23 protein-coding genes are annotated in these 22,493 nt (G+C 39.6%); 18 read left to right on the top strand and 5 right to left on the bottom strand.

Annotated features, from left to right (window positions below; all coding sequences use genetic code 11):
• On the bottom strand, window positions 1-1,635 hold a 1,635-nt coding region (locus ACESNQ_RS02350; protein WP_373074696.1), incomplete at its 3' end, for a Cna B-type domain-containing protein.
• Window positions 1,636-2,283: 648 nt separating this feature from the next.
• Here ACESNQ_RS02350 and ACESNQ_RS02345 point away from each other — a divergent pair.
• From ACESNQ_RS02345 to ACESNQ_RS02335, 3 genes are all read left to right on the top strand, one after another.
• Window positions 2,284-4,830 (top strand): M1 family metallopeptidase, encoded by a 2,547-nt coding sequence (locus ACESNQ_RS02345; protein WP_373074714.1) that lies wholly within the window; start codon window positions 2,284-2,286, stop codon window positions 4,828-4,830.
• Window positions 4,831-4,944: 114 nt separating this feature from the next.
• Entirely contained in the window at window positions 4,945-5,616 is a 672-nt protein-coding gene (locus tag ACESNQ_RS02340) for a response regulator transcription factor (protein ID WP_004253103.1), read from the top strand.
• Complete coding sequence (locus tag ACESNQ_RS02335; protein WP_373074694.1) at window positions 5,609-6,943, top strand: sensor histidine kinase; 1,335 nt, start codon at window positions 5,609-5,611, stop codon at window positions 6,941-6,943. Before ACESNQ_RS02340 ends, ACESNQ_RS02335 begins: the two co-directional genes overlap by 8 nt.
• Before the next feature lie 26 nt (window positions 6,944-6,969).
• Here the strand turns inward: ACESNQ_RS02335 and ACESNQ_RS02330 are convergent, their stop codons facing one another.
• Window positions 6,970-7,245, bottom strand: a complete 276-nt coding sequence (locus ACESNQ_RS02330; protein WP_006151224.1) for a DUF3270 family protein — start codon at window positions 7,243-7,245, stop codon at window positions 6,970-6,972.
• A gap of 369 nt (window positions 7,246-7,614) precedes the next feature.
• Between ACESNQ_RS02330 and ACESNQ_RS02325 the strand changes: the two genes are divergently transcribed.
• The 9 genes from ACESNQ_RS02325 (at window position 7,615) to deoD (ending at window position 16,061) form a co-directional block, all read left to right on the top strand.
• Complete coding sequence (locus ACESNQ_RS02325; protein WP_373074692.1) at window positions 7,615-8,670, top strand: ABC transporter permease; 1,056 nt, start codon at window positions 7,615-7,617, stop codon at window positions 8,668-8,670.
• A gap of 13 nt (window positions 8,671-8,683) precedes the next feature.
• On the top strand, window positions 8,684-9,364 hold the full coding sequence (locus ACESNQ_RS02320; RefSeq protein WP_373074690.1) for an ABC transporter ATP-binding protein: 681 nt from the start codon (window positions 8,684-8,686) through the stop codon (window positions 9,362-9,364).
• Between the two features lie 112 nt (window positions 9,365-9,476).
• On the top strand, window positions 9,477-10,406 hold the full coding sequence (locus ACESNQ_RS02315) for a peptidase U32 family protein (protein WP_004253128.1): 930 nt from the start codon (window positions 9,477-9,479) through the stop codon (window positions 10,404-10,406).
• Window positions 10,407-10,510: 104 nt separating this feature from the next.
• The gene (rpiA, locus tag ACESNQ_RS02310) at window positions 10,511-11,194 is read left to right on the top strand and encodes a ribose-5-phosphate isomerase RpiA (RefSeq protein WP_074324207.1); all 684 of its coding nucleotides are present in this window, start codon (window positions 10,511-10,513) and stop codon (window positions 11,192-11,194) included.
• A 23-nt stretch (window positions 11,195-11,217) separates the two neighbouring features.
• Window positions 11,218-12,429, top strand: coding sequence for a phosphopentomutase (locus ACESNQ_RS02305; protein ID WP_373074687.1), 1,212 nt, complete (start codon window positions 11,218-11,220; stop codon window positions 12,427-12,429).
• 1 nt (window position 12,430) lies between these two features.
• On the top strand, window positions 12,431-12,988 hold the full coding sequence (locus tag ACESNQ_RS02300) for a DUF1697 domain-containing protein (protein WP_373074685.1): 558 nt from the start codon (window positions 12,431-12,433) through the stop codon (window positions 12,986-12,988).
• Window positions 12,988-13,797 carry a purine-nucleoside phosphorylase gene (locus ACESNQ_RS02295; RefSeq protein ID WP_373074683.1) on the top strand — a complete coding sequence of 270 codons (810 nt, stop codon included), beginning with the start codon at window positions 12,988-12,990 and terminating at the stop codon, window positions 13,795-13,797. Before ACESNQ_RS02300 ends, ACESNQ_RS02295 begins: the two co-directional genes overlap by 1 nt.
• 2 nt (window positions 13,798-13,799) lie before the next feature.
• Window positions 13,800-15,080 (top strand): chloride channel protein, encoded by a 1,281-nt coding sequence (locus tag ACESNQ_RS02290; protein ID WP_373074681.1) that lies wholly within the window; start codon window positions 13,800-13,802, stop codon window positions 15,078-15,080.
• Window positions 15,081-15,350: 270 nt separating this feature from the next.
• A complete protein-coding gene (deoD, locus tag ACESNQ_RS02285) occupies window positions 15,351-16,061 on the top strand; it encodes a purine-nucleoside phosphorylase (RefSeq protein WP_025173256.1) in 711 nt (236 codons plus the stop codon).
• Between the two features lie 14 nt (window positions 16,062-16,075).
• Here deoD and ACESNQ_RS02280 read toward each other — a convergent pair whose 3' ends face one another.
• The 3 genes from ACESNQ_RS02280 to coaA all read right to left on the bottom strand — a co-directional run bounded on the left by ACESNQ_RS02280 (window position 16,076) and on the right by coaA (window position 17,881).
• Window positions 16,076-16,594, bottom strand: coding sequence for a DNA topology modulation protein (locus tag ACESNQ_RS02280; protein ID WP_373074679.1), 519 nt, complete (start codon window positions 16,592-16,594; stop codon window positions 16,076-16,078).
• 65 nt (window positions 16,595-16,659) lie between these two features.
• On the bottom strand, window positions 16,660-16,908 hold the full coding sequence (gene rpsT, locus ACESNQ_RS02275; RefSeq protein WP_006148721.1) for a 30S ribosomal protein S20: 249 nt from the start codon (window positions 16,906-16,908) through the stop codon (window positions 16,660-16,662).
• A gap of 52 nt (window positions 16,909-16,960) precedes the next feature.
• Window positions 16,961-17,881, bottom strand: a complete 921-nt coding sequence (gene coaA / locus ACESNQ_RS02270) for a type I pantothenate kinase (RefSeq protein WP_373074677.1) — start codon at window positions 17,879-17,881, stop codon at window positions 16,961-16,963.
• Between the two features lie 123 nt (window positions 17,882-18,004).
• Between coaA and ACESNQ_RS02265 the strand changes: the two genes are divergently transcribed.
• From ACESNQ_RS02265 to ACESNQ_RS02240, 6 genes are all read left to right on the top strand, one after another.
• Window positions 18,005-18,283, top strand: a complete 279-nt coding sequence (locus tag ACESNQ_RS02265) for a 1,4-dihydroxy-2-naphthoate prenyltransferase (RefSeq protein ID WP_373074675.1) — start codon at window positions 18,005-18,007, stop codon at window positions 18,281-18,283.
• 57 nt (window positions 18,284-18,340) lie between these two features.
• Entirely contained in the window at window positions 18,341-18,931 is a 591-nt protein-coding gene (locus ACESNQ_RS02260) for a class I SAM-dependent methyltransferase (protein ID WP_368910041.1), read from the top strand.
• The gene (locus tag ACESNQ_RS02255) at window positions 18,928-20,211 is read left to right on the top strand and encodes a pyrimidine-nucleoside phosphorylase (RefSeq protein ID WP_373074673.1); all 1,284 of its coding nucleotides are present in this window, start codon (window positions 18,928-18,930) and stop codon (window positions 20,209-20,211) included. The genes ACESNQ_RS02260 and ACESNQ_RS02255 overlap by 4 nt, the downstream gene beginning before the upstream one ends.
• Window positions 20,212-20,228: 17 nt before the next feature.
• Complete coding sequence (gene deoC / locus ACESNQ_RS02250) at window positions 20,229-20,891, top strand: deoxyribose-phosphate aldolase (RefSeq protein ID WP_373074671.1); 663 nt, start codon at window positions 20,229-20,231, stop codon at window positions 20,889-20,891.
• Complete coding sequence (locus tag ACESNQ_RS02245) at window positions 20,878-21,267, top strand: cytidine deaminase (RefSeq protein WP_004253174.1); 390 nt, start codon at window positions 20,878-20,880, stop codon at window positions 21,265-21,267. The genes deoC and ACESNQ_RS02245 overlap by 14 nt, the downstream gene beginning before the upstream one ends.
• A gap of 90 nt (window positions 21,268-21,357) precedes the next feature.
• Entirely contained in the window at window positions 21,358-22,413 is a 1,056-nt protein-coding gene (locus tag ACESNQ_RS02240) for a BMP family lipoprotein (RefSeq protein WP_036754507.1), read from the top strand.
• Window positions 22,414-22,493 lie beyond the last annotated feature (80 nt).

The following is a 22,493-nucleotide window of genomic DNA, read 5'->3' as shown; positions in this document are numbered from 1 at the left end:
TTCAGTAGTTGTTGGAGCCTCAGTAGTAGTTGGAGCCTCAGTAGTAGTTGGAGCCTCAGTAGTAGTTGGAGCCTCAGTAGTAGTTGGAGCTTCAGTAGTAGTTGGAGCTTCAGTAGTAGTTGGAGCCTCAGTAGTAGTTGGAGCTTCAGTAGTAGTTGGAGCTTCAGTTGTTGTTGGAGCTTCAGTTGTTGTTGGAGCTTCAGTAGTAGTTGGAGCCTCTGTTGTTGTTGGAGCCTCTGTTGTTGTTGGAGCTTCAGTAGTAGTTGGAGCTTCAGTAGTTGTTGTAGTTGGTTTGTTTGATGTGTTGACGACCTTAATTACGTTTGCATCATCAATTTTTTCAACTTTAGAAGTGTAACCTTCAGGTGTATTTGTTTCCACTACTGAGTACTCAATCTTCTTACCGTCTTTGATACCTGGCAAATTAGTGAATGCTGCTTTCCAATCAGAAGCTTTTGTAAGAGTTTGTGTCATCCCTTCCAAAGCTTGGCCATCAGCATACAATTGAACAGTGATATCTTTACGGTCAGATTCTTCGTCACCAACCCACTCTTTCTGAACTGTCACAGTTGTATCACCAGATACCCAGAATTTCAACTCATTATTGTTCCAGAAAGCTGGATCAGTTTGAGGTGTTGTGATTTCATCAGCTGTCAAGGTTGCATTGTTGTCAACACGGATGGTTGTCTTAGGAATGATTGTTTGGTATTCAACGATTAATTCTTCGTCCGTAGCTGTTTTGAAAACATCACTGACGTCTGATAAATTCACAGTAAATCCATTACCGTCTGCATCGAATTTCACATGTTTCCAGAAATCCCAACCTGAAGCAACCACTTGTCCACCTTTTCTTAATGTGAATGATGGTTTCAAGTAAGTTCCCACGAAGAATTCACTTGCAGCGTGATTTGCAGCAGGAGCAAAAGTGATTTTTGAGTAATCGACGGCTGGAGCTTGGATTTTATCTGATACAACAGGGTTTGTGATGGCTTGTTTTTTACCATCTCCATTGATACGGATAAACCATTTTGTTAGATAGTAGTCATCTCCAACATTCATCCAAGCATAGTTTTCAGAAACATCCAATTTGAATGTCTTAGATACATAGTCACCTGTAAGGTTGTATTTATTCAATACTGATTCAAATACGCCAGGTCCATCAGGGCGTGTAATGATGACAGATTCTGAACCGACTTTAGAAGTGGCGGTCTTGTTTCCAGGATTTCCTGGAGTGCTATCCCACACTGCTCGGTATTGGAACCCACCCTTAACATTTTGGTTCATGGATTCGATTGCTTTTTTAAAAGTAAAAGTAATCTTCTTGTTTGTCATTGACAAGGTAGCTACTTCAGCACCGTTGGCTTGAAGTGATTGCGTAGCGAGTTCTGTGATATTTAAACCTTCGGGAGCATCGATGGTAAAAGTATCTCCTTCTTTAACAGATTTACCTGTTAAGTCCCATTCAAAAGAAAATGTGACCTTTTGACCAGATGTATCTGCTTTAAGGTTTGTAATAGTGGGAGTGACAGTTGCTGCAGAAACTGGCTTGATGATTGACAAACCAAGAGCAACTACACTGAACATTGCTACAAACGCGAATAATTTTTTATAGAAAGTTTTCACTTGTTCCTCCATTCCTTTCTTCCAGAAAATCTTCTTGTTTGGTAATAACAACCAAAATGTTGATTTATATCTTTTAATAAAATTGACAGTCCTACTCTGACGAATAATCCTTTCTTTATTGCAGTTTACTCCAGCTCCAGTGAAGATAAATTAATGCAATAGTTTTGAGACTCCGTATGTTATCAACTACTTTACATTTAGAGTAACTATTAGACGTAAAAGGGATTTTCTGCTAGTTTATTTCATGGATGTGAATCCAATATTTAAAAAATAACCAATGAATTTTTTTAATATTGGATTCGCTTCTGAAGAAAACTAAAAATAGAAGTGCAATATATTAAAAAAGACATAATGATTGTCATAGATTAAGTATTAATATACCAAACACACTAATTTTAGCACTAACGTATGCATTAGTCAAAGAAATTGATGCGAATTTCCTATAAATTTTGGTGTTTTTTGCTCGTTTTTACAAAATACCAAAACAGGCATAAAATATAGAAATTCTAGGCGTTCACAAAACCATTTTCTTATTATTTGAGTTCAAAAAGACAAAAATGTATAAATGAACTTTCAAAGCTTTCTTCTGACTTAAAATATGATAAAATAGGTATGTTTGAACTAGAGCATTCGCTCAGAAATTTAGAATAGGAGAATATGATGCAAGCAGTAGAACATTATATTGAAAAATTTGTTCCTGAACATTATGATTTATTTTTAGACTTGAGTCGTGAGACCAAGACTTTTTCAGGAAAAGTAACCATTACTGGTCAAGCTAAAAGCGACCGTATTTCCCTTCACCAAAAAGATTTGGAGATTTCTTCAGTTGAAGTAGCAGGACAAGCTCGTCCATTCACTCTTGATAACGAAAACGAAGCCCTTCATATCGAACTTGCAGAAGCAGGTTCCGTTGAATTGGTTATTGCTTTTTCAGGTAAAATCACAGACAACATGACAGGAATCTATCCATCATACTACACAGTTGATGGAGTTAAGAAGGAAGTCTTGTCGACTCAGTTTGAGAGCCACTTTGCCCGTGAAGCCTTCCCATGTGTGGATGAACCAGAAGCGAAAGCAACCTTTGATCTAGCTCTTCGTTTTGACCAAGCAGAAGGTGAACTGGCCTTGTCGAACATGCCAGAAATCGATGTTGAAAACCGCAAAGAAACTGGCATCTGGAAGTTTGAAACAACTCCACGTATGTCCTCATACTTACTAGCTTTCGTAGCTGGTGATTTGCAAGGAGTAACTGCTACAACTAAAAATGGTACCTTAGTAGGTGTATACTCAACCAAGGCCCATCCACTTTCAAACCTTGATTTCTCACTAGATATCGCTGTTCGTTCTATCGAATTTTACGAAGACTACTACGGAGTCAAGTACCCAATCCCTCAATCTCTTCATATCGCCCTTCCTGACTTCTCAGCAGGTGCTATGGAAAACTGGGGTCTCGTAACCTACCGTGAAGTCTACTTGGTTGTGGATGAGAACTCAACCTTTGCCAGCCGTCAACAAGTAGCCCTCGTCATTGCCCACGAGCTTGCTCACCAATGGTTCGGTAACCTCGTAACTATGAAATGGTGGGATGACCTCTGGCTCAACGAAAGCTTCGCCAACATGATGGAATACGTCTGTGTGGATGCCATTGAGCCAAGCTGGAATATCTTTGAAGATTTCCAAACAAGTGGAGTGCCAGCCGCACTTAAACGTGATGCAACTGATGGTGTTCAGTCTGTCCACGTCGAAGTCAAACACCCAGATGAAATCAATACACTCTTTGACTCTGCAATCGTTTATGCTAAAGGAAGCCGTCTCATGCACATGCTTCGTCGTTGGCTAGGAGATGCTGATTTTGCTAAAGGTTTGCACGCATACTTTGAAAAACACCAATACGGAAACACTATTGGACGTGACCTTTGGAATGCCCTTGGTCAAGCATCAGGACGTGATGTAGCAGCCTTTATGGATTCTTGGTTGGAGCAACCTGGTTATCCAGTTTTGACTGCTACAGTTGAAAATGATGTTTTGAAGATCTCACAAAAACAATTCTTCATCGGTGAACACGAAGACAAAAACCGTCTTTGGGTAGTACCCCTTAACAGCAACTGGAAAGGTTTGCCAGATACTCTCGAAACTGAAAGCATCGAAATTCCAGGTTATGCGGCTCTTCTTGCTGAAAACAAAACAGCTCTTCGTCTCAACACTGAAAATACTGCCCACTACATTACTGACTATCAAGGTGAATTACTGGATGCTATTCTTTCAGAATTAGTTGAACTTGATAACACAAGTAAGCTTCAAATCGTCCAAGAACGTCGTTTGCTTGCTGAAGCAGGACATGTTTCATATGCAGACTTGTTGCCAGTACTTGATAAACTTGCCAAGGAAGAGTCTTACCTGGTTGTTGCTGCTGTTTCTCAAGTTATTTCTGCCCTTGAGCGCTTTATCGATGAAGGAACAGAAGCTGAGAAAGCCTTTCATAACCTCATTGCTAAATTGGCCCGTCACAATTATAATCGACTTGGCTTTGAAGCGAAAGACGGAGAATCAGATGAGGATGAGTTGGTTCGTCAATTGACCATTTCTATGATGATTCGTTCAAATGATGAAGAAGCTAGTCAGGTAGCAAGTCAAATCTTTGCAGCCCATAAAGAAAATCTTGCAGGACTTCCAGCAGCCATTCGTGCTCAAGTTCTCATCAATGAGATTAAACATCACGAAACTAAGGAATTGGTGGCGAAATATCTGGATCTATACACTCATGCAACAGATGCAGTTTTCAAACGTCAATTAGCAGCTGCGCTTGCATACAGTACAGATGCAGAAAACATCCAAACTCTTCTTGCAACTTGGAAGGACAAATTTGTCGTGAAACCACAAGACCTTTCAGCATGGTACCTCCAATTCCTTGGACACCAAGCTACCCAAGAAACTGTTTGGGTTTGGGCTCGTGAAAACTGGGATTGGATCAAGGCAGCCCTTGGTGGAGATATGAGCTTTGATAGCTTTGTCATCTTCCCATCACACATCTTTAAAACAGAACAACGTTTGGCAGAGTATAAGACCTTCTTTGAACCACAACTTTCTGATCTCGCCCTTAGTCGTAATATCAGCATGGGTATCAAGGATATCGCAGCGCGCGTTGAATTGATTAAACGTGAAAAAGCAGCAGTTGAAGCAGTTGTTGCACAATATGGCAAGGCTTAAAAACTTCTTGACTAAATAGTATATAAAAACTCAACTTTCTCTTAGAAAACAAGGAAAGTTGAGTTTTTTTTAAGATATTTTTGCTATAATGGATATAATAAGGAGGAATTTTTGATGATTAAAATTCTATTAGTGGAAGATGACCTAGGCCTGTCAAATTCAGTCTTTGATTTTTTGGATGATTTTGCAGATGTTATGCAGGTATTTGATGGCGAAGAAGGTCTCTACGAGGCTGAAAGTGGCGTCTATGACTTGATTCTATTGGACTTGATGTTACCAGAAAAAAATGGTTTCCAAGTCTTAAAAGAACTACGTGAAAAAGGTGTTTCGACTCCAGTTCTCATCATGACAGCCAAGGAAAGTCTTGATGACAAAGGACATGGCTTTGAGCTGGGAGCAGATGATTATCTAACCAAACCATTTTATCTAGAAGAACTCAAGATGCGTATTCAGGCCCTTCTCAAACGCTCAGGTAAATTTAACGAAAATACCTTAACGTACGGTGATTTGACAGTTAATCTATCTACTAATGAAGTTAAGGTTCAAGATGCCTCTGTTGAGCTGCTTGGTAAAGAATTTGAACTCTTGGTCTATTTCCTCCAAAACCAAAATGTCATCTTACCAAAAACCCAAATCTTTGATCGATTATGGGGATTTGATAGTGACACAACCATTTCCGTTGTAGAAGTTTATGTATCAAAAGTTCGTAAGAAATTGAAAGGTTCAGCCTTTGCTGAAAATCTCCAAACTTTGCGTAGTGTTGGGTATATTTTAAAACATGTTTAATAAAATAAGAAAGAATTGGTACGCAGAAGATTTCAGCTACTTTGTCCGTAACTTTGGTGTCTTTACGCTCATCTTCTCTGCTATGACCTTGATTATCTTGCAAGTTATGCACTCCAGTCTCTACACATCAGTGGATGAGAAACTGCTATCTCTCAGCAACAATCCTCAGGACATCATTCAATTGGCGGTCAATCGTGCAACTGAAGACGTTAAGGATTTAGGTAGTGGCAGTGTCGCTTCAGCATCTGATAAAAAACCAAATGTGAGTTCCAATACTGAAGTGATTTTGCTAGATTCAAATTTGAATCAATTAGTGACTGGTAATCGCTTTTTAGGATTAGACAGAATAACGTTCAATAAAAAGGATTTAAACCATATCCGACAACTTCATGTTGTGAATAGCTACGGCCAGGATGAGATTTATCGGGTGGTCTTAACGGAAATGAATATTGATTCTGTTTCGACTAATATTAAGTATGCTGCTATCCTGATTAACACAAGCCAACTAGAGCAAATTAGTCAAAACCACGAGCAGTTAATCGTGGTGGTAATGGCAAGTTTTTGGATTCTATCAATCTTAGCCAGTCTCTATCTTGCACGTGTCAGTGTTAAACCCTTACTTGAAAGTATGCAAAAGCAGAAAAGCTTTGTGGAAAATGCCAGTCATGAATTACGGACTCCGTTGGCAGTTCTTCAGAACCGTCTGGAAACTCTTTTTAGAAAACCAGAGGCGACTATTATGGAGTCAAGTGAGAGCATCGCTTCTAGTTTGGAAGAAGTTCGAAATATGAAGTTTCTAACGACTAATCTTCTCAATCTGGCACGTAGGGATGATGGAATCAAGCCTGAGTTTGGAGAGGTAAAGCCAGACTTCTTTAATACAACCTTTACTAACTATGAGATGATTGCGTCCGAAAACGATCGTGTTTTTCGTTTCCAAAATCGTGTTCATCGCACCATTATCACAGATAAGCTCCTCCTCAAGCAATTGATGACCATTCTGTTTGACAATGCGGTCAAGTATACAGAAGAAGAAGGAGATATTTATTTTGAGATTTCAACGACAGAACGCAGTCTCTATCTAAAGGTAGCAGATAATGGAATTGGTATTTCTGCAGCCGATAAAAAGAAAATCTTTGATCGATTTTATCGCGTTGATAAGGCTCGGACACGTCAAAAGGGTGGTTTCGGTTTAGGTTTGTCTTTAGCTAAGCAAATCGTTGATGCCCTAAAAGGGTCTATCAGTGTGAAAGATAACAAACCAAACGGAACAATTTTTGAAGTCAAGATAGCTATCTCAACACCATCCAAACGAAAGAATAAATAAAAAAACCTTCGATTCATCGAAGGTTTTTATTTGAATTTTTTCTTAATAAAAGTACGCTGAAATTGCAATGCTACAAGACTAAGACCGATAGCCAAAGCAAATGATAAGACAGTGTTTACTTTTAGTGATAAGAACAAAAAGCTAAAAATCGCTAAAAAGACGCAGAAGCAAGCGATGTTTACAAAAAATAGAACTTCCTTTACACTAGCGACAGAAGCATTTTCTGGAACATAATCTTGAAACTGAGCAGTTTTTATACTTTCTTGTTCTAACTCATACGGGTGTAGTTTTCTTGCGGGCATATTTCTCTCCTTAACAGTACATTACTATTTTATCATTTTTTAAAGAGAGGATTATTACAGAATTGTTACAAATTGCATAAAATCTGTTTTCAAGGACAAAGTCGGTTTTCTTGACATGCCTTAGGGAAAATGATAGGATGAGTAAACCGTTTAAACTTTATTATTTTTCTCTTATTTCAACGAGGGGAAATTTGATGGTTGAAACGAATAAAAATCATACACAGATGCAAATAAATTCAATTTTGAAGTAAGGACAGGATTCTTTTAAATTGATTCTAGTTGTTCATGACGAGATAGTTTTCTATCTTTAGTGCTATGGTGAAGAGGAGATTTGTTCCCTCGACAACAGAATACTTAAAGGAGATTGGCATGTATCTTGCTATCAAAGAAATTTTACAGAATAAACTGCGTTACAGTTTAATTCTAACAACCATTTTTCTCATTGCTTTTATGGTCTTTTTTATGACCAGTTTGGCTTTAGGACTCGTTCGAAATAACAGGGCTGCTATCGATAATTGGCAAGCAACAGGAGTTGTTCTATCCGATTATGCAAATGATAATTTGACTGCATCCTTTATACCTGAAAAAGACTACAAGGATAAGGTTTCTGAGGATGCTGTTCCCCTAAGCTATATGTTTGCTGTAACAAACTTGGTTAATAGTAGTGATAAGATTAATGTCTCTATTTTCGGTCAAGAGTGGGACAGTTTTATCTCGCCAACCTTGATTGAAGGTCGTTACCCAGAAAATGACCAAGAAGTTGTAGTGGATCAGTCTTTTGAAAATTATGGCATCAAACTTGGGGACGCAATTCAACTTAACGGGAGTGAAACAAGTTTTAAGATTGTAGGTTTGACAAAAGAAAATAAATTTTTCACAGAACCTGTTGTTTTTACGAGCCTGACAACCTATTGGAATTTACAAGGAACAACAAAAGCTAATCGTTCGATCTCTGCATTGGTATTGCAAAATGATGTAGAAGTGACTGGCGATGGTTTGAAGCAGATTTCTATTCAAAAAATGATTTCGAAAATTCCTGGCTATACCCCTCAGGTCAATGTATTCTCAGGAATGATTCTAGCAATGATTGTCATTACAGGTTTGATTGTAGGAATTTTTATCTACATCATTACTATTCAAAAATTAGGCCTCTATGGAATTATGCGAGCGCAAGGGATTCAGATAAAATCTATCGTATGGTCCCTTTTCTGTCAAATCTTTCTTTTATCTGGTTTGGGTATAGGATTGGCTTTATTAGCCATTTGGGCTGTCATTTTAGTCTTACCTGCAACCTTCTTTTTCTACCCTAGTTGGTTGGCATACTTTGTGTTAAGCCTGGTCATTTGCTTGATGGCACTTTTAGGTGGTGTCATTTCGCTTCCACGTCTACTTAAAGTGGATCCAATTACAGCAATTGCAGAATGATAAGGAGAATGATATGACGACATTAATTGAGATGATTCAAGTGACAAAAACTTATGGCGAAGGCAATATGAAAGTCTCAGCTCTCCATGAGACCAATTTTCAGCTAAACGCTGGGGAGTTTGTAGCTATCGTGGGGCCTTCTGGATCAGGGAAAACAACCTTTTTAACGACTCTAGGCCAACTTCAAGAGGCTTCAAGTGGAAAGATTCTAGTAAAGGGAAAAGAGACTGGGCATTTATCTGAAAAAGAAAAAACGGATTTGCGCTTCAGTGAATTTGGTTTTATCCTCCAGGCTTCAAATTTGATTCCATTTTTAACGGTTAAGGAGCAATTAGATTTAATTGACCGTTTGGATAAAAAGAAATCAGAAAAAAGTGACCGACAAGAGTTATTTAGTTTGTTGGATTTGGAAAAGGTTCAAAATCACTATCCCAAAGCTCTCTCTGGTGGTGAACGCCAACGAGCTGCAATTGCTAGAGCCCTTTATAATAATCCTAGTATCGTACTTGCAGACGAACCGACTGCTAGCTTGGATACACAACGTGCTTATCAAGTGACGGATATGCTGGCTTCAATTGCCCATGAGCAAGGTAGGGGTGTTGTCATGATTACGCATGATACTCGCTTACTAGATAAGGTTGACCGTATTTATGTGATGAATGACGGACGACTTGTTGAAAAGACACAAGCATAAATCTAAAAAGTGAACTGTTATTGATACGGTTCACTTTTTTTAAAAAATTTGGACTAACAAGACCCACTATTCTATATAGCTGATTTTTTGGAAATGTGGTATAATTTTCTCTATGGAAAAGATTATCATTACAGCAACTGCTGAAAGTATTGAACAAGTAAAACAGCTACTTGAAGCTGGTGTCGACCGCATTTATGTCGGTGAGAAAGATTTTGGTCTTCGTTTGCCAACTACCTTTAGTCATGAAGAATTGCGTGAAATCGCAAAAATTGTTCATGATGCCGGTAAGGAATTAATCGTTGCGGTCAATGCTCTTATGCACCAAGACATGATGGACCGTATCAAGCCCTTCTTGGACTTTTTAGAAGAAATCAAAACGGACTATATCACAGTTGGGGACGCAGGTGTCTTTTATGTGGTTAACCGTGATAACTATTCTTTCAAAACGATTTACGATGCCTCAACCATGGTCACAAGCAGTCGTCAGATTAACTTCTGGGGACAAAAAGCAGGAGCGTCAGAAGCAGTTTTGGCGCGTGAAATACCATCTGCAGAACTTTTCAAAATGCCTGAAATTTTAGAAATTCCTGCTGAGGTCTTGGTTTACGGAGCTAGTGTCATTCACCATTCTAAGCGTCCACTCTTGCAAAACTACTATAATTTCACACAGATTGATGATGAAAAATCTCGTCAACGTGACTTGTTCTTGGCTGAGCCAAGTGACCCAGAGAGCCATTATTCTATTTTTGAAGACAATCATGGGACTCATATCTTTGCTAACAATGACCTTGATTTGATGACCAAATTAACAGAACTAGTAGAGCATGGATTTACCCACTGGAAGCTGGAAGGTCTCTATACACCTGGGCAAAATTTTGTAGAAATTGCAAAACTCTTTATCCAAGCGCGCAATTTGATTCAAGAAGGGAACTTTACACATGACCAAGCCTTCTTGCTTGATGAAGAAGTTCGCAAACTCCATCCTAAAAATCGTTTCTTGGATACTGGTTTCTACGATTACGATCCTGATATGGTTAAATAAACATCACAAAACCCGACATAAATTGTTCGGGTTTTTCTAGTGTAAGGATGAATTTGAAGCGTATTCATGCTATAATAGAAGTAGCTCTATTTGGAGGTGTATAAGTGGAAAATCTGAAAAAAATGGCAGGGATTAAAGCTGCCGAGTTCGTCAAAGATGGTATGGTTGTCGGGCTTGGAACAGGATCAACTGCCTACTATTTCGTAGAAGAAATAGGTCGTCGTATCAAGGAAGAGGGCTTACAGATTACAGCTGTAACGACTTCTAGTGTGACCAGCAAGCAGGCAGAAGGACTCAATATTCCTCTTAAGTCAATTGATCAAGTGGACTTTGTAGACCTGACAGTTGATGGTGCAGATGAAGTAGACAGTCAATTTAACGGAATCAAAGGCGGTGGTGGGGCCCTTCTCATGGAAAAGGTTGTCGCAACTCCATCTAAAGAATATATCTGGGTAGTTGATGAAAGTAAGCTAGTAGAGAAACTCGGTGCCTTTAAATTACCAGTAGAGGTTGTTCAATATGGTGCCGAACAGGTCTTCCGTCGATTTGAACGAGCTGGCTATAAACCGAGCTTTCGTGAAAAAGATGGCCAACGTTTTGTGACGGATATGCAAAACTTTATCATCGACCTCGCCTTGGAAGTGATTGAGGACCCAATTGCTCTGGGACAAGAATTGGATCATGTCGTTGGTGTCGTCGAGCATGGATTGTTTAACCAGATGGTGGATAAGGTCATCGTTGCTGGACAAGAGGGCGTTCAGATTTTAACTTCAACAAAAGCAAAATAATCAAAATAAAAAGGAGACACACTATGCCAAAATTTAATCGTATTCACTTGGTGGTACTAGATTCTGTAGGAATCGGTGCAGCACCAGATGCTCATAACTTTGTCAACGCTGGTGTTCCTGATGGTGCATCAGACACTCTTGGACACATTTCAAAATCAGTAGGTTTGAATGTTCCAAATATGGCAAAACTTGGTCTTGGGAACATTCCTCGCGAAGCACCATTGAAGACAGTTCCAGCTGAGAGCAATCCAACAGGTTATGCAACTAAGCTTGAAGAGGTATCTCTAGGTAAAGATACCATGACTGGTCACTGGGAAATCATGGGGCTCAATATCACTGAACCTTTCGATACTTTCTGGAATGGATTCCCAGAGGAAATCCTTACTAAAATCGAAGAATTTTCAGGACGTAAGGTTATTCGTGAAGCCAACAAACCATACTCAGGAACAGCAGTAATCGATGACTTTGGACCACGCCAAATGGAAACTGGCGAGTTGATTATCTACACATCTGCTGATCCAGTTCTTCAAATCGCAGCTCACGAAGAGATCATTCCTTTGGATGAACTCTACCGTATCTGTGAATACGCTCGTTCGATTACTTTAGAACGTCCAGCTCTTCTTGGTCGTATCATTGCCCGTCCTTATGTTGGTGAGCCTGGAAACTTCACTCGTACGGCTAACCGTCGTGACTTGGCTGTATCTCCATTTGCTCCAACTGTATTGGACAAATTGAATGAAGCAGGTATCGATACATATGCAGTTGGTAAGATTAACGATATCTTCAATGGTGCAGGTATCAACCACGATATGGGTCACAATAAGTCAAATAGTCATGGAATTGATACACTATTGAAGACTATGGGACTTCCTGAATTTGAAAAAGGGTTCTCCTTCACAAACTTGGTAGACTTTGATGCTTTATATGGACACCGTCGTGATCCACACGGCTATCGTGATTGTTTGCATGAGTTTGATGAGCGCTTGCCAGAAATTATGGCATCAATGAGAGAAGACGATCTTCTTTTGATTACTGCTGACCACGGAAATGACCCAACCTATGCTGGTACAGACCATACTCGTGAATATATTCCACTTTTAGCATACAGTCCATCCTTTAAAGGCAATGGATTAATTCCAGTTGGACACTTCGCTGACATCTCAGCAACGATTGCAGAGAACTTTGGTGTTGAAAAAGCCATGATCGGTGAAAGTTTCTTAGATAAATTAGTTTAAGATGATTCGCTACGCTCTACTTGTTAGGGGAATTAATGTCGGTGGAAAGAACAAGGTGGTCATGGCTCAATTGCGTCAAGAATTGACGGAGTTGGGATTAGAAAATGTAGCAACCTACATCAATAGTGGCAATATTTTCTTTAATAGCATTGTGCCTAGAACTAAATTAATAGAGAATTTACAGGCTTTCTTTGAAAGACGCTATCCATTTATTCAGAGTTTTTCCTTGCTGAGTCAGGAAGACTATGAAGCAGAGCTGGAGAATCTGCCAGATTGGTGGACCAAAGACCTGGCTCGAAAAGATGTGCTCTTTTACACTGAGAGCTTGGATGTGGATCAAGTCATCAAGAAAGTGAACAGTTTGGAACTGGTCGATGAAGTGCTTCATTTTGGGAAATTAGGGATCTTCTGGGGTAAATTGTCAGAAGCTAGATACTCTAAAACAGCTTATCACAAGTACTTGCTTAAGATGCCTTTCTATCGCAATATTACCATTCGTAACGCTAATACCTTTGACAAAATTGGTCAATTTTTAAAACATAAAGAAGGAGATACCTAATGACATTATTAGCAAAAATCAATGAAACAGCTGCTTTCTTGAAAGAAAAGGGAGTTGAAGCGCCGGAGTTCGGCTTGATCCTTGGTTCAGGTCTTGGAGAATTGGCTGAAGAAATCGAAAATGCAGTCGTAGTAGACTACTCTGACATTCCAAACTGGGGTCAATCCACAGTAGTCGGACATGCTGGTAAATTGGTTTATGGTGATCTTGCTGGACGTAAAGTCTTGGCTCTTCAAGGTCGTTTCCACTTCTACGAAGGAAATCCTCTTGAAGTGGTGACTTTCCCAGTTCGTGTCATGAAAGTCTTGGGATGTGAAGGAGTGCTTGTAACCAACGCTGCTGGAGGTATCGGCTTCGGTCCTGGTACTTTGATGGCTATTACTGACCACATCAATATGACTGGTCAAAACCCATTGATTGGTGAAAATTTGGATGACTTTGGTCCACGTTTCCCTGATATGTCTAAAGCCTACACACCAGAATACCGTGAGACTGCTCATCAAGTAGCAGACAAATTGGGCATTAAACTGGATGATGGGGTTTATATCGGTGTGACAGGTCCAACTTATGAAACTCCAGCTGAAATCCGTGCATATAAGACTCTTGGTGCAGATGCTGTCGGTATGTCAACTGTTCCTGAAGTTATTGTGGCTGCCCACTCAGGCTTGAAAGTTCTAGGAATTTCATGTATTACCAACTTTGCGGCTGGTTTCCAAGAAGAACTCAACCACGAAGAAGTTGTGGAAGTGACAGAACGCGTCAAAGGAGACTTCAAAGGATTGCTGAAAGCGATTCTTGCTGAATTATAATAATGGTACATAAGTTGAGGAGGAGTCTTCAGAAGATCCCATATAACCTCAAATTAGTCCTAGCGGTTATCATGCTGGGGCTAGTTACAGGTATATTCGGAATTTTGCTCCATTATCTTTTAGAGCTGGTTGAAGGGATTGCTTTTGGTCAGACAGAACATAACACTGGATTCTTGACAGATGGGGTTGCCTCATCACGAATAGGCTTCAGTTTAATCATTGTGGGTGTCAGTTCTGCCTTGGTCTGGTATTTCTTGCAAAGAAAAGCAAAGATTTTTTCCATCAAAGCGCAGATGAAAGATGAAACATCACAATACAAACTTCATTTTTTAAAACAGCTAGTTCATTCAATTTGGCAGATTGTTGCAGTTGGAGGAGGAGCGCCTATCGGTAAGGAAGCTGCGCCGCGGGAGATTGGAGCTTTATTTGCAAGACCTATTGCCAATATTTTTTCTCTCTCCGTGAAGGACCAAATCTTTCTCATTGCCTGTGGAGCTGGTGCGGGTTTAGCAGCTGTCTATCAGGTTCCGTTAACGAGTGTGTTTTTCGTTTTTGAAACCTTGGGAATTGCTTTATCTGTCAAACGTTTTTTCCTGGTCGGTCTGACTACATATGTATCAGCCTTTACAGCAGGCTTTGTTGTTTCAGATCATGCTCTCTACCAGATTCCAGCCATGACTTGGCCACTAGGTGATATGTGGCTTGTTCCCCTATTAGTTCTTTTCCTGACTCCACTCGCTTGGCTTTTTAGTCGCTTCAACAAACAAGCTTCTTCAAAGAGAATAAAGGACAAGCGGATACTCTATACTCTGCCGGTAACATTCCTTTTCCTTGTTGGATTGGCTAGCCATTTGCCTCATCTACTTGGTAATGGGCGTATGATGGCTCAGGAGATTTTAAACGGCAGTAATGCCAAGACGGTAATCCTCTTATTTGTCTTGAAAGCCTTGGTCGTTTTAGTTACCCTTTGGGCTGGTGCCTATGGCGGTACCTTGACCCCATCTTTTGCCTTGGGGATGGCAGGAGCTGCACTCCTGACTATGATTCTAGGAGGTGGCAACCAGCCAGCAGTCTTACTATTAGGTTCGGTTTGCTTTTTAGCTGTGACCTTGAAGGCACCCCTGTCTGCAACTGGATTGGTAATGGGCTTCACTGGTCAGTCATTTGAGGCTATACCTTTTCTTTTGGTGACTGCTTACTTGGCATTTAGTTTTGCTAAAATGCTGGATCGAATCCCTTGGGAGAAATACTTACGACCAAAGACAAGGATAAAAGAAAATTAATAAGAATACTCTAGTTTTTCTAATCCAAAAATATTTTAAATTTATAATCAATATTATTTAATAAAGAAAGGTAGAGCGTGTGTTCTAATTTGAACACGAGCGGAAAGCTTTTCTAAACAAAAAATACACACAGAAAGGAAGGGTTAACCGTATTCGCTGAACTGAATACGGGCGGAGAACTGTGTAAAAAAGATAAACTGTCTAGCATCTGCGATGCGTCGTCAGTTTCCTATTTTTACTTTGTTCTCTGTCGCCCTTTATATCTTAATTATGTCTATCCATATTGCTGCTAAGCAGGGTGAAATTGCTGATAAAATTCTTCTTCCTGGGGATCCTCTTCGTGCGAAATTTATCGCTGAGAATTTTCTTGAAGATGCTGTTTGCTTTAACGAAGTCCGTAACATGTTTGGTTACACAGGTACTTACAAGGGTCACCGTGTATCTGTTATGGGAACAGGAATGGGGATGCCATCTATCTCTATTTATGCGCGTGAGTTGATTGTCGACTACGGAGTAAAGAAATTGATCCGTGTTGGAACTGCGGGCTCTTTGAATGAGGATGTTCACGTCCGTGAATTGGTCTTGGCTCAAGCAGCTGCAACCAACTCAAACATCATCCGCAACGATTGGCCTCAATACGATTTCCCACAAATCGCTAGCTTTGATCTCTTAGATAAGGCTTACCATATTGCCAAAGACCTTGGTATGACTACTCACGTCGGAAATGTTTTGTCATCAGACGTTTTCTATTCAAACTACTTTGAGAAGAACATTGAACTTGGTAAATGGGGCGTGAAAGCTGTAGAAATGGAAGCAGCAGCCCTCTACTATCTTGCTGCCCAACACCACGTCGATGCTTTAGCTATTATGACCATTTCTGATAGCTTGGTTAATCCAGATGAAGATACAACTGCAGAAGAACGTCAAAACACCTTCACTGATATGATGAAGGTTGGTCTAGAGACTTTAATTGCAGAATAAGAAAAAAGGTTTCCTTAATAGGAAACCTCTTTTTTATGAAGAAAGCCATCTAGTTCTTTTTGATTAGTGATTATGGTTACCTTGTCAGCATAGTCTGAACAGATCTGTTGATAATGGTCTTTGTGAGAAGAGTTACGTCCATCCCAAAGAATCCAGCGAATAAACTCCCAGTCAAAACGTTCAGGACAACCGTCTTCCATACTTTCTCTAACTTTTCCTCTGTATCTTAGATAGCGTTTAAAGGCTCTTGCTAAACAATTCCATGCTGAGAAGTTTAAAAAGATAATCTGATCAGCTTGCTCCATCCTTTCCTCGTAGCTACACCATGTATAGTTGCCGTCGATAACCCAATCCTCATGTTTAGAAAGGAAAGTCTTCATCTCCTTTAACATCCAATCGCGATTGCTATCTTGCCACCCAGGCTGAAATTGCAATCGGTCTATATGGAGTTTAGGAATGGAGTAGTAGCTGGAAAGTTTTTCTGCCAGAGTAGATTTACCTGAGCCTGAATATCCTATAATAGCAATTTTCATGATAACCTCCAGAAAAATGTGTACAAAAAAAGCTCCGAAGAGCTCATTTTGTATCCAGTTAAAGATTAACCAAGTTTAGATGCAAGACGTGCTTTATCACGGTTAGCTTTATTCTTGTGGATCAAACCTTTAGTTTCTGCTTTATCGATGGCTGAGCTAGCAGCACGGTAAAGTTCTTCAGATGGGTTTGCTTCAAAAGCTTTGATAGCAGTACGCATAGCTGATTTTTGAGCTGAGTTCTTTTCGTTTTGTTTAACGTTCAATTCAGCGCGTTTGATAGCTGATTTAATGTTTGCCAATGTTCTTACCTCCATATTTACTAACTATACCATTATATCTGAAAACTATTATTTTGACAAGGGGAAATCACTTTTTTAAATAAATTTCATCAATTTCATGATTTTTAGATTTATGAAGAATGACTTCAGCCCGATTTCTTGTCGGTTCGATGTAGTTTTGTAGATTGGTCAAATTAATACTTGTCCAAACCTGATGGGCAAAATCTTTGACTTCACTAATTGGTTGCTGGGTGAAACGATAATAATAGTTGTTTGGATCATCTTGTGCAAAGCTAAGAAGTTTTAAGAAACGGTCCAAATACCAACTCTCGATATCCTCAACTGCAGCATCTACGTAGATTGAAAAATCAAAGAAGTCTGTAATGTAAAGACGGCTGTTATGAGGGGTTTGAAAGACGTTGATACCCTCTACGATGACAAAATCCGCTGCTTGAACTCTTTGTGTTTTATCAGGTACGATATCATAGATTTCGTGAGAATAAACAGGAATGTCAACATCTTGCCCGTTTTTAAGTTGGTCAAGAAAATTAAGTAGAGCTTCCATATCATAGCTCTCAGGGAAACCTTTTCTATTTAGAATGTTGCGCTCATTTAAGATGCTATTAGGATAGAGAAAACCATCAGTCGTAACTAATTCAACACTTGCTTCTGGAAAAATACGAGAAAGCAGAATTTGTAAGAGTCGACTAGTAGTTGACTTTCCGACTGCTACACTACCTGAAATCCCGATAATAAAAGGCTGATTTTTACTCTCTCTTTGGAGAAAAATTCCTTTTGAAAAGGCTAGATCTTCCTTGGAACGTTTGTAGATTTGAATAAGGTGAGCCAGCGGTAGATAAATATCTGTTACATCTTGGAGACTGATCTGGTCATTGAAACTCTTAATCGAATCTAATTCCTCCTCGGTTAAAGGAGGTGTTGTCTTACGATGTAATGATTGCCAAGTTCCTCGGCTGATTTTTTCATAATGTAAAAATTCGTTGGTCATAAAATTTCCTCGTTTGATATCTCAGTATACCATAATTTACAAAGAAAGACATCTGAATCATTTGAGAAAAAGCGCTTTCTTTGTTAGAATAGAGGTAGAATAAACATCAAAAGAGGAGATGTTATGAGACTAGAAATAAGTGATAAAATACTAAAACTAAGTTGTTTACTTGTTGCTATTTTGTGGTTGTCTCCAACATTGATTGAGTTTACTGTGAGTTTAGGAAGTCAAACCTATAGTTGGTCTGCCTTTGTCTTATTATTCTTGCTACCAATTATTGATTTTATTTATTTGATTCTCGCCATTTTAACAAGAAAATGGTGGATGATATTGATTGGTCTAGCTTGTATCTTTTCCTTTTTTATTAGTATGTTCCTAGGTTATCTCTTCTTAGGGCCTTAGATGGTATAGACCGTGTAAACGATTTAAAATATCTAAATTTTATGGTAAAATGAAACTATGAGTAAAATGTATTATGCAGAAAATCCAGATGCAGCCCATGATGTTCATGAACTTAGAGTTGAGCTACTTGGGCAAAAGATGACCTTTTTGACAGATGCTGGTGTCTTTAGCAAAAAAATGATTGATTTCGGAAGTCAGCTGTTGTTAAGATGTCTGGATGTTGAGAAAGATGAAAAAATCCTTGATGTTGGTTGTGGCTACGGTCCAATAGGCTTGTCTTTGGTTAAAGCTTATGGTGCCCAAGCGACCATGGTGGATATCAATAATCGTGCCCTGGATTTAGCCCAGCAAAATGCAGTAAAAAACAAGGTTCAAGCGACTATCTTCCAGTCCAATATTTATGAGCAGGTAGAAGGTCAATTCGATCATGTCATTTCGAATCCGCCCATTCGTGCAGGCAAGCAGGTCGTTCATGAAATCATCGAGAACAGTATTGATTATCTTATGGATGGTGGAGATTTGACCATTGTCATCCAAAAGAAACAGGGAGCTCCTAGTGCTAAAAACAAGATGGAAGAAGTTTTTGGTAATTGTGAGGTCGTGAAGAAAGACAAGGGATATTATATCCTTAGAAGTGTGAAAGAATGAGAGCAGTAGATCTAATCCAGAAAAAAAGAGACGGTCAAGAACTAACCTCAAGTGAAATCAAATGGCTGGTAGAAGGCTATGTAGCAGGAACTGTTCCTGATTACCAGATGTCAGCCTTTGCCATGGCTGTTTATTTTAAAGGAATGACCACACGTGAGATTTCTGACCTGACGATGAATATGGTCAAGACAGGTCAGGAGTTTGATTTATCTGCAATTGAAGGTATCAAGGTCGATAAACACTCCACCGGGGGAGTAGGAGATAAGGTTACCTTGATTTTAGCTCCATTAGTCGCTAGTTTTGACGTACCAGTTGCTAAGATGAGTGGTAGAGGTCTGGGGCACACCGGAGGTACTATCGATAAATTAGAATCTATCAAAGGTTTTCAAGTCGAACGCAGTCAAAATGACTTTATCAAACAGGTTCAGGATATCGGGGTTTCAGTTATTGGTCAATCTGACCAACTAGTCAAAGCGGATAAGTTGCTCTATGCACTACGTGATGTGACAGCAACAGTTGATACTATTCCACTGATTGCTAGTTCTGTCATGAGTAAAAAGATTGCAGCTGGAGCGGATGCTATTTTGCTTGATGTTACTGTCGGTGAAGGTGCCTTTATGAAGACAGTCGACGAAGCGCGTGAACTGGCTCAAACCATGGTGAATCTCGGGAAAGCTGTTGGTCGCAAGACAGTAGCAGTCATTACGGATATGAGTCAACCTCTAGGGCGCGCAATCGGTAACCGATTAGAAATCCTAGAAGCATTGGATATTCTTCAAGGAAAAGGACGACAAGATATTAGCCACTTTATCTGTGAGTTAGCCCAGATTATGCTATCTTTGGCAAATGTTGAAAAAACAGTCGAGGAAGTAAGGCAACATCTTGAAAATGGTCAGGCACTCAAGAAATTTGAAGAGATGGTTCTAGCTCAGGGTGGAAACCTAGAGGACCTCTATCGTCCAGTAAAAGTTGACCATGTAATTGATATTCCTGCTCAAGAGGATGGTATTATCGCAGAACTTCCAGCCATGGAGTTCGGTCTTTTCGCTATGAGATTAGGTGCTGGTCGTGCAGTCAAAACAGATGCTCTTGATTATGAGACAGGAATTGTTTTTGAGAAGAAAGTTGGAGAATCAGTCAAAAAAGGTGAAATTGTCGCAAAAGTATATGCAAATGGCAAAATTTCTCCGGAACTAGTTACAGATTTCCAAAAATATGTTAAAATTAAAATAAGTGATGAAACGCTTAAAACGCGTGAAATCATCGAAATTATCTCCTAATTTAAGGAAAATCCGAAATGAAATTAAATAAATACATTGATCATACGCTTTTAAAGCAAGATGCGACCGAACAACAAATCGATCGTTTGCTATCTGAAGCAAGAGAGTACGATTTTGCCAGTGTTTGTGTGAATCCTTGCTGGGTTTCGCATGCAAAAGCTGGTCTAACAGATACTGATGTCAAGGTTTGTACAGTTGTAGGTTTTCCTCTTGGAGCTACAACTTCAGCTGTCAAAGCCTATGAAACCAAAGAAGCCATCCAAAATGGTGCTGACGAAATTGATATGGTTATCAACGTTGGTGCACTAAAATCAGGAAATCTTTCATTAGTTGAGACAGACATTAAAGCTGTTGTTGAAGCAAGTGGAGACAAACTTGTTAAGGTTATTATTGAAGCTTGTTTGTTAACGGATGAAGAAAAAGTTCTGGCTTGCCAACTTGCTCAAAAAGCTGGTGCAGACTTTGTCAAGACTTCTACAGGTTTCTCAACAGGTGGAGCAACTTTGCCAGATGTTCAATTAATGCGTCAGACAGTTGGTCCTGATATGGGGGTCAAAGCAGCTGGTGGAGCTCGTTCTTATGCAGATGCAGTTGCCTTTGTTGAAGCAGGAGCTACTCGAATTGGAACATCTTCTGGTGTTGCAATCTTAAAAGGAGAATTAGCTGATGGCGACTACTGAGTTGATTGAATTAGCGATTGAAACTAGTAAAAAAGCTTACGTTCCATACTCACATTTTCCGATTGGCGCTGTTTTGGTAGCCAAGGACGGAAGTATCTATACAGGGGTTAACATTGAAAATGCTAGCTACCCCTTGACCAACTGTGGCGAAAGGACTGCGATCTTTAAGGCGGTCTCTGAAGGACAACGAGACTTTTCAGAATTGATTGTCTATGGTCAAACTGAAAAACCAATTTCGCCTTGCGGTGCTTGTCGCCAAGTTATGGTCGAATTTTTTAAACCAGATCTAAAGGTGACTCTAGTTGCCAAAGATAAAACGACGGTCGAGATGACGGTCGGGGAATTACTTCCATATTCTTTTACAGACTTGCAATAGTCTGTGTCACTCTCTGAGTGGCAAGGGTCCTTGTGACCAATCAATCCATACTTGCAACTTAGTTGCGCATCTTATTTAGGAGGTTCAGAAATGAACAAGAAACAATGGCTAGGCCTTGGTCTAGTTGCAGTAGCAGCATTTGGACTTGCTGCATGTGGTAATCGCTCTTCTCGTAACGCAGCTTCATCTTCTTCTGATGTGAAGACTAAAGCAGCTATCGTTACAGATACTGGTGGTGTTGATGATAAATCATTTAACCAATCAGCTTGGGAAGGTCTTCAAGCTTGGGGTAAAGAACACAACCTTTCAAAAGACAATGGTTACACTTACTTCCAATCAACAAGTGAAGCTGACTACGCTAATAACTTGAACCAAGCAGCTGGAAGCTACAACTTGATTTTTGGTGTTGGTTTTGCCCTTCACAACGCTGTTGAAGAAGCAGCAAAAGAACATTCAGATAAAAACTATGTTTTGATTGACGATGTGATTAAAGATCAAAAGAACGTTGTTAGCGTTACTTTCGCAGACAACGAAGCAGCTTACCTTGCAGGTGTTGCAGCTGCTAAAACTACAAAAACTAAACAAGTTGGTTTTGTAGGTGGTATGGAATCTGAAGTTATTTCTCGTTTCGCAGCTGGCTTTAAAGCTGGTGTTGAGTCAGTTGACCCATCTATCAAGGTTCAAGTAGACTATGCTGGATCATTTGGTGATGCGGCTAAAGGTAAAACAATCGCTGCAGCTCAATACGCTGCAGGTGCAGACGTTATCTACCAAGCAGCTGGTGGTACTGGAGCAGGTGTCTTCTCTGAAGCTAAATCATTGAACGAAAGTAAAAATGAAGACGAAAAAGTTTGGGTTATCGGTGTAGACCGTGACCAAGTTGATGAAGGTAAATACACTTCTAAAGACGGTAAAGAAGCTAACTTCGTGCTTGCTTCTACATTGAAACAAGTTGGAACAACAGTTCAAGATATCTCAAACAAGACTGAAAAAGGTGAATTCCCTGGTGGTCAAGTTATCGTTTACTCATTGAAGGATAAAGGTGTTGACTTGGCAGTAACAAACCTTTCTGAAGAAGGTAAAAAAGCTGTTGAAGATGCAAAAGCTAAAATCCTTGATGGTAGCATCAAAGTTCCTGAAAAATAATTGAAGGAAGTCATTTCTTAGGAAGCGGCCAGTGGCCGCTTCTTTAAGGATTGAGACAAATGGTTTTGTCTCAATAGAGC

This window comes from Streptococcus infantis (genome assembly GCF_964243025.1).
In the GTDB taxonomy this organism is placed as follows: Bacteria; Bacillota; Bacilli; order Lactobacillales; family Streptococcaceae; genus Streptococcus; species Streptococcus infantis_N.
Note: the sequence above shows the minus strand (reverse complement) of the source record. Positions and strands in the feature narration are given on the sequence as shown.

Excerpts from the sequence above, each read along its gene's own strand:
- ACESNQ_RS02345 (WP_373074714.1), top strand. The coding sequence starts at position 2,284 with ATGCAAGCAGTAGAACATTATATTGAAAAATTTGTTCCTGAACATTAT.
- ACESNQ_RS02335 (WP_373074694.1), top strand. The coding sequence starts at position 5,609 with ATGTTTAATAAAATAAGAAAGAATTGGTACGCAGAAGATTTCAGCTAC.
- rpsT (WP_006148721.1), bottom strand. The coding sequence starts at position 16,908 with ATGGAGGTAAGAACATTGGCAAACATTAAATCAGCTATCAAACGCGCT.
- deoC (WP_373074671.1), top strand. The coding sequence starts at position 20,229 with ATGAAATTAAATAAATACATTGATCATACGCTTTTAAAGCAAGATGCG.
- ACESNQ_RS02245 (WP_004253174.1), top strand. The coding sequence starts at position 20,878 with ATGGCGACTACTGAGTTGATTGAATTAGCGATTGAAACTAGTAAAAAA.
- ACESNQ_RS02340 (WP_004253103.1), top strand. The coding sequence starts at position 4,945 with ATGATTAAAATTCTATTAGTGGAAGATGACCTAGGCCTGTCAAATTCA.
- ACESNQ_RS02295 (WP_373074683.1), top strand. The coding sequence starts at position 12,988 with ATGACATTATTAGCAAAAATCAATGAAACAGCTGCTTTCTTGAAAGAA.
- ACESNQ_RS02330 (WP_006151224.1), bottom strand. The coding sequence starts at position 7,245 with ATGCCCGCAAGAAAACTACACCCGTATGAGTTAGAACAAGAAAGTATA.
- ACESNQ_RS02305 (WP_373074687.1), top strand. The coding sequence starts at position 11,218 with ATGCCAAAATTTAATCGTATTCACTTGGTGGTACTAGATTCTGTAGGA.
- ACESNQ_RS02260 (WP_368910041.1), top strand. The coding sequence starts at position 18,341 with ATGAGTAAAATGTATTATGCAGAAAATCCAGATGCAGCCCATGATGTT.
- ACESNQ_RS02320 (WP_373074690.1), top strand. The coding sequence starts at position 8,684 with ATGACGACATTAATTGAGATGATTCAAGTGACAAAAACTTATGGCGAA.
- ACESNQ_RS02280 (WP_373074679.1), bottom strand. The coding sequence starts at position 16,594 with ATGAAAATTGCTATTATAGGATATTCAGGCTCAGGTAAATCTACTCTG.
- coaA (WP_373074677.1), bottom strand. The coding sequence starts at position 17,881 with ATGACCAACGAATTTTTACATTATGAAAAAATCAGCCGAGGAACTTGG.
- ACESNQ_RS02265 (WP_373074675.1), top strand. The coding sequence starts at position 18,005 with ATGAGACTAGAAATAAGTGATAAAATACTAAAACTAAGTTGTTTACTT.
- ACESNQ_RS02300 (WP_373074685.1), top strand. The coding sequence starts at position 12,431 with ATGATTCGCTACGCTCTACTTGTTAGGGGAATTAATGTCGGTGGAAAG.
- ACESNQ_RS02255 (WP_373074673.1), top strand. The coding sequence starts at position 18,928 with ATGAGAGCAGTAGATCTAATCCAGAAAAAAAGAGACGGTCAAGAACTA.
- ACESNQ_RS02290 (WP_373074681.1), top strand. The coding sequence starts at position 13,800 with ATGGTACATAAGTTGAGGAGGAGTCTTCAGAAGATCCCATATAACCTC.
- ACESNQ_RS02240 (WP_036754507.1), top strand. The coding sequence starts at position 21,358 with ATGAACAAGAAACAATGGCTAGGCCTTGGTCTAGTTGCAGTAGCAGCA.
- ACESNQ_RS02315 (WP_004253128.1), top strand. The coding sequence starts at position 9,477 with ATGGAAAAGATTATCATTACAGCAACTGCTGAAAGTATTGAACAAGTA.
- deoD (WP_025173256.1), top strand. The coding sequence starts at position 15,351 with ATGTCTATCCATATTGCTGCTAAGCAGGGTGAAATTGCTGATAAAATT.
- ACESNQ_RS02325 (WP_373074692.1), top strand. The coding sequence starts at position 7,615 with ATGTATCTTGCTATCAAAGAAATTTTACAGAATAAACTGCGTTACAGT.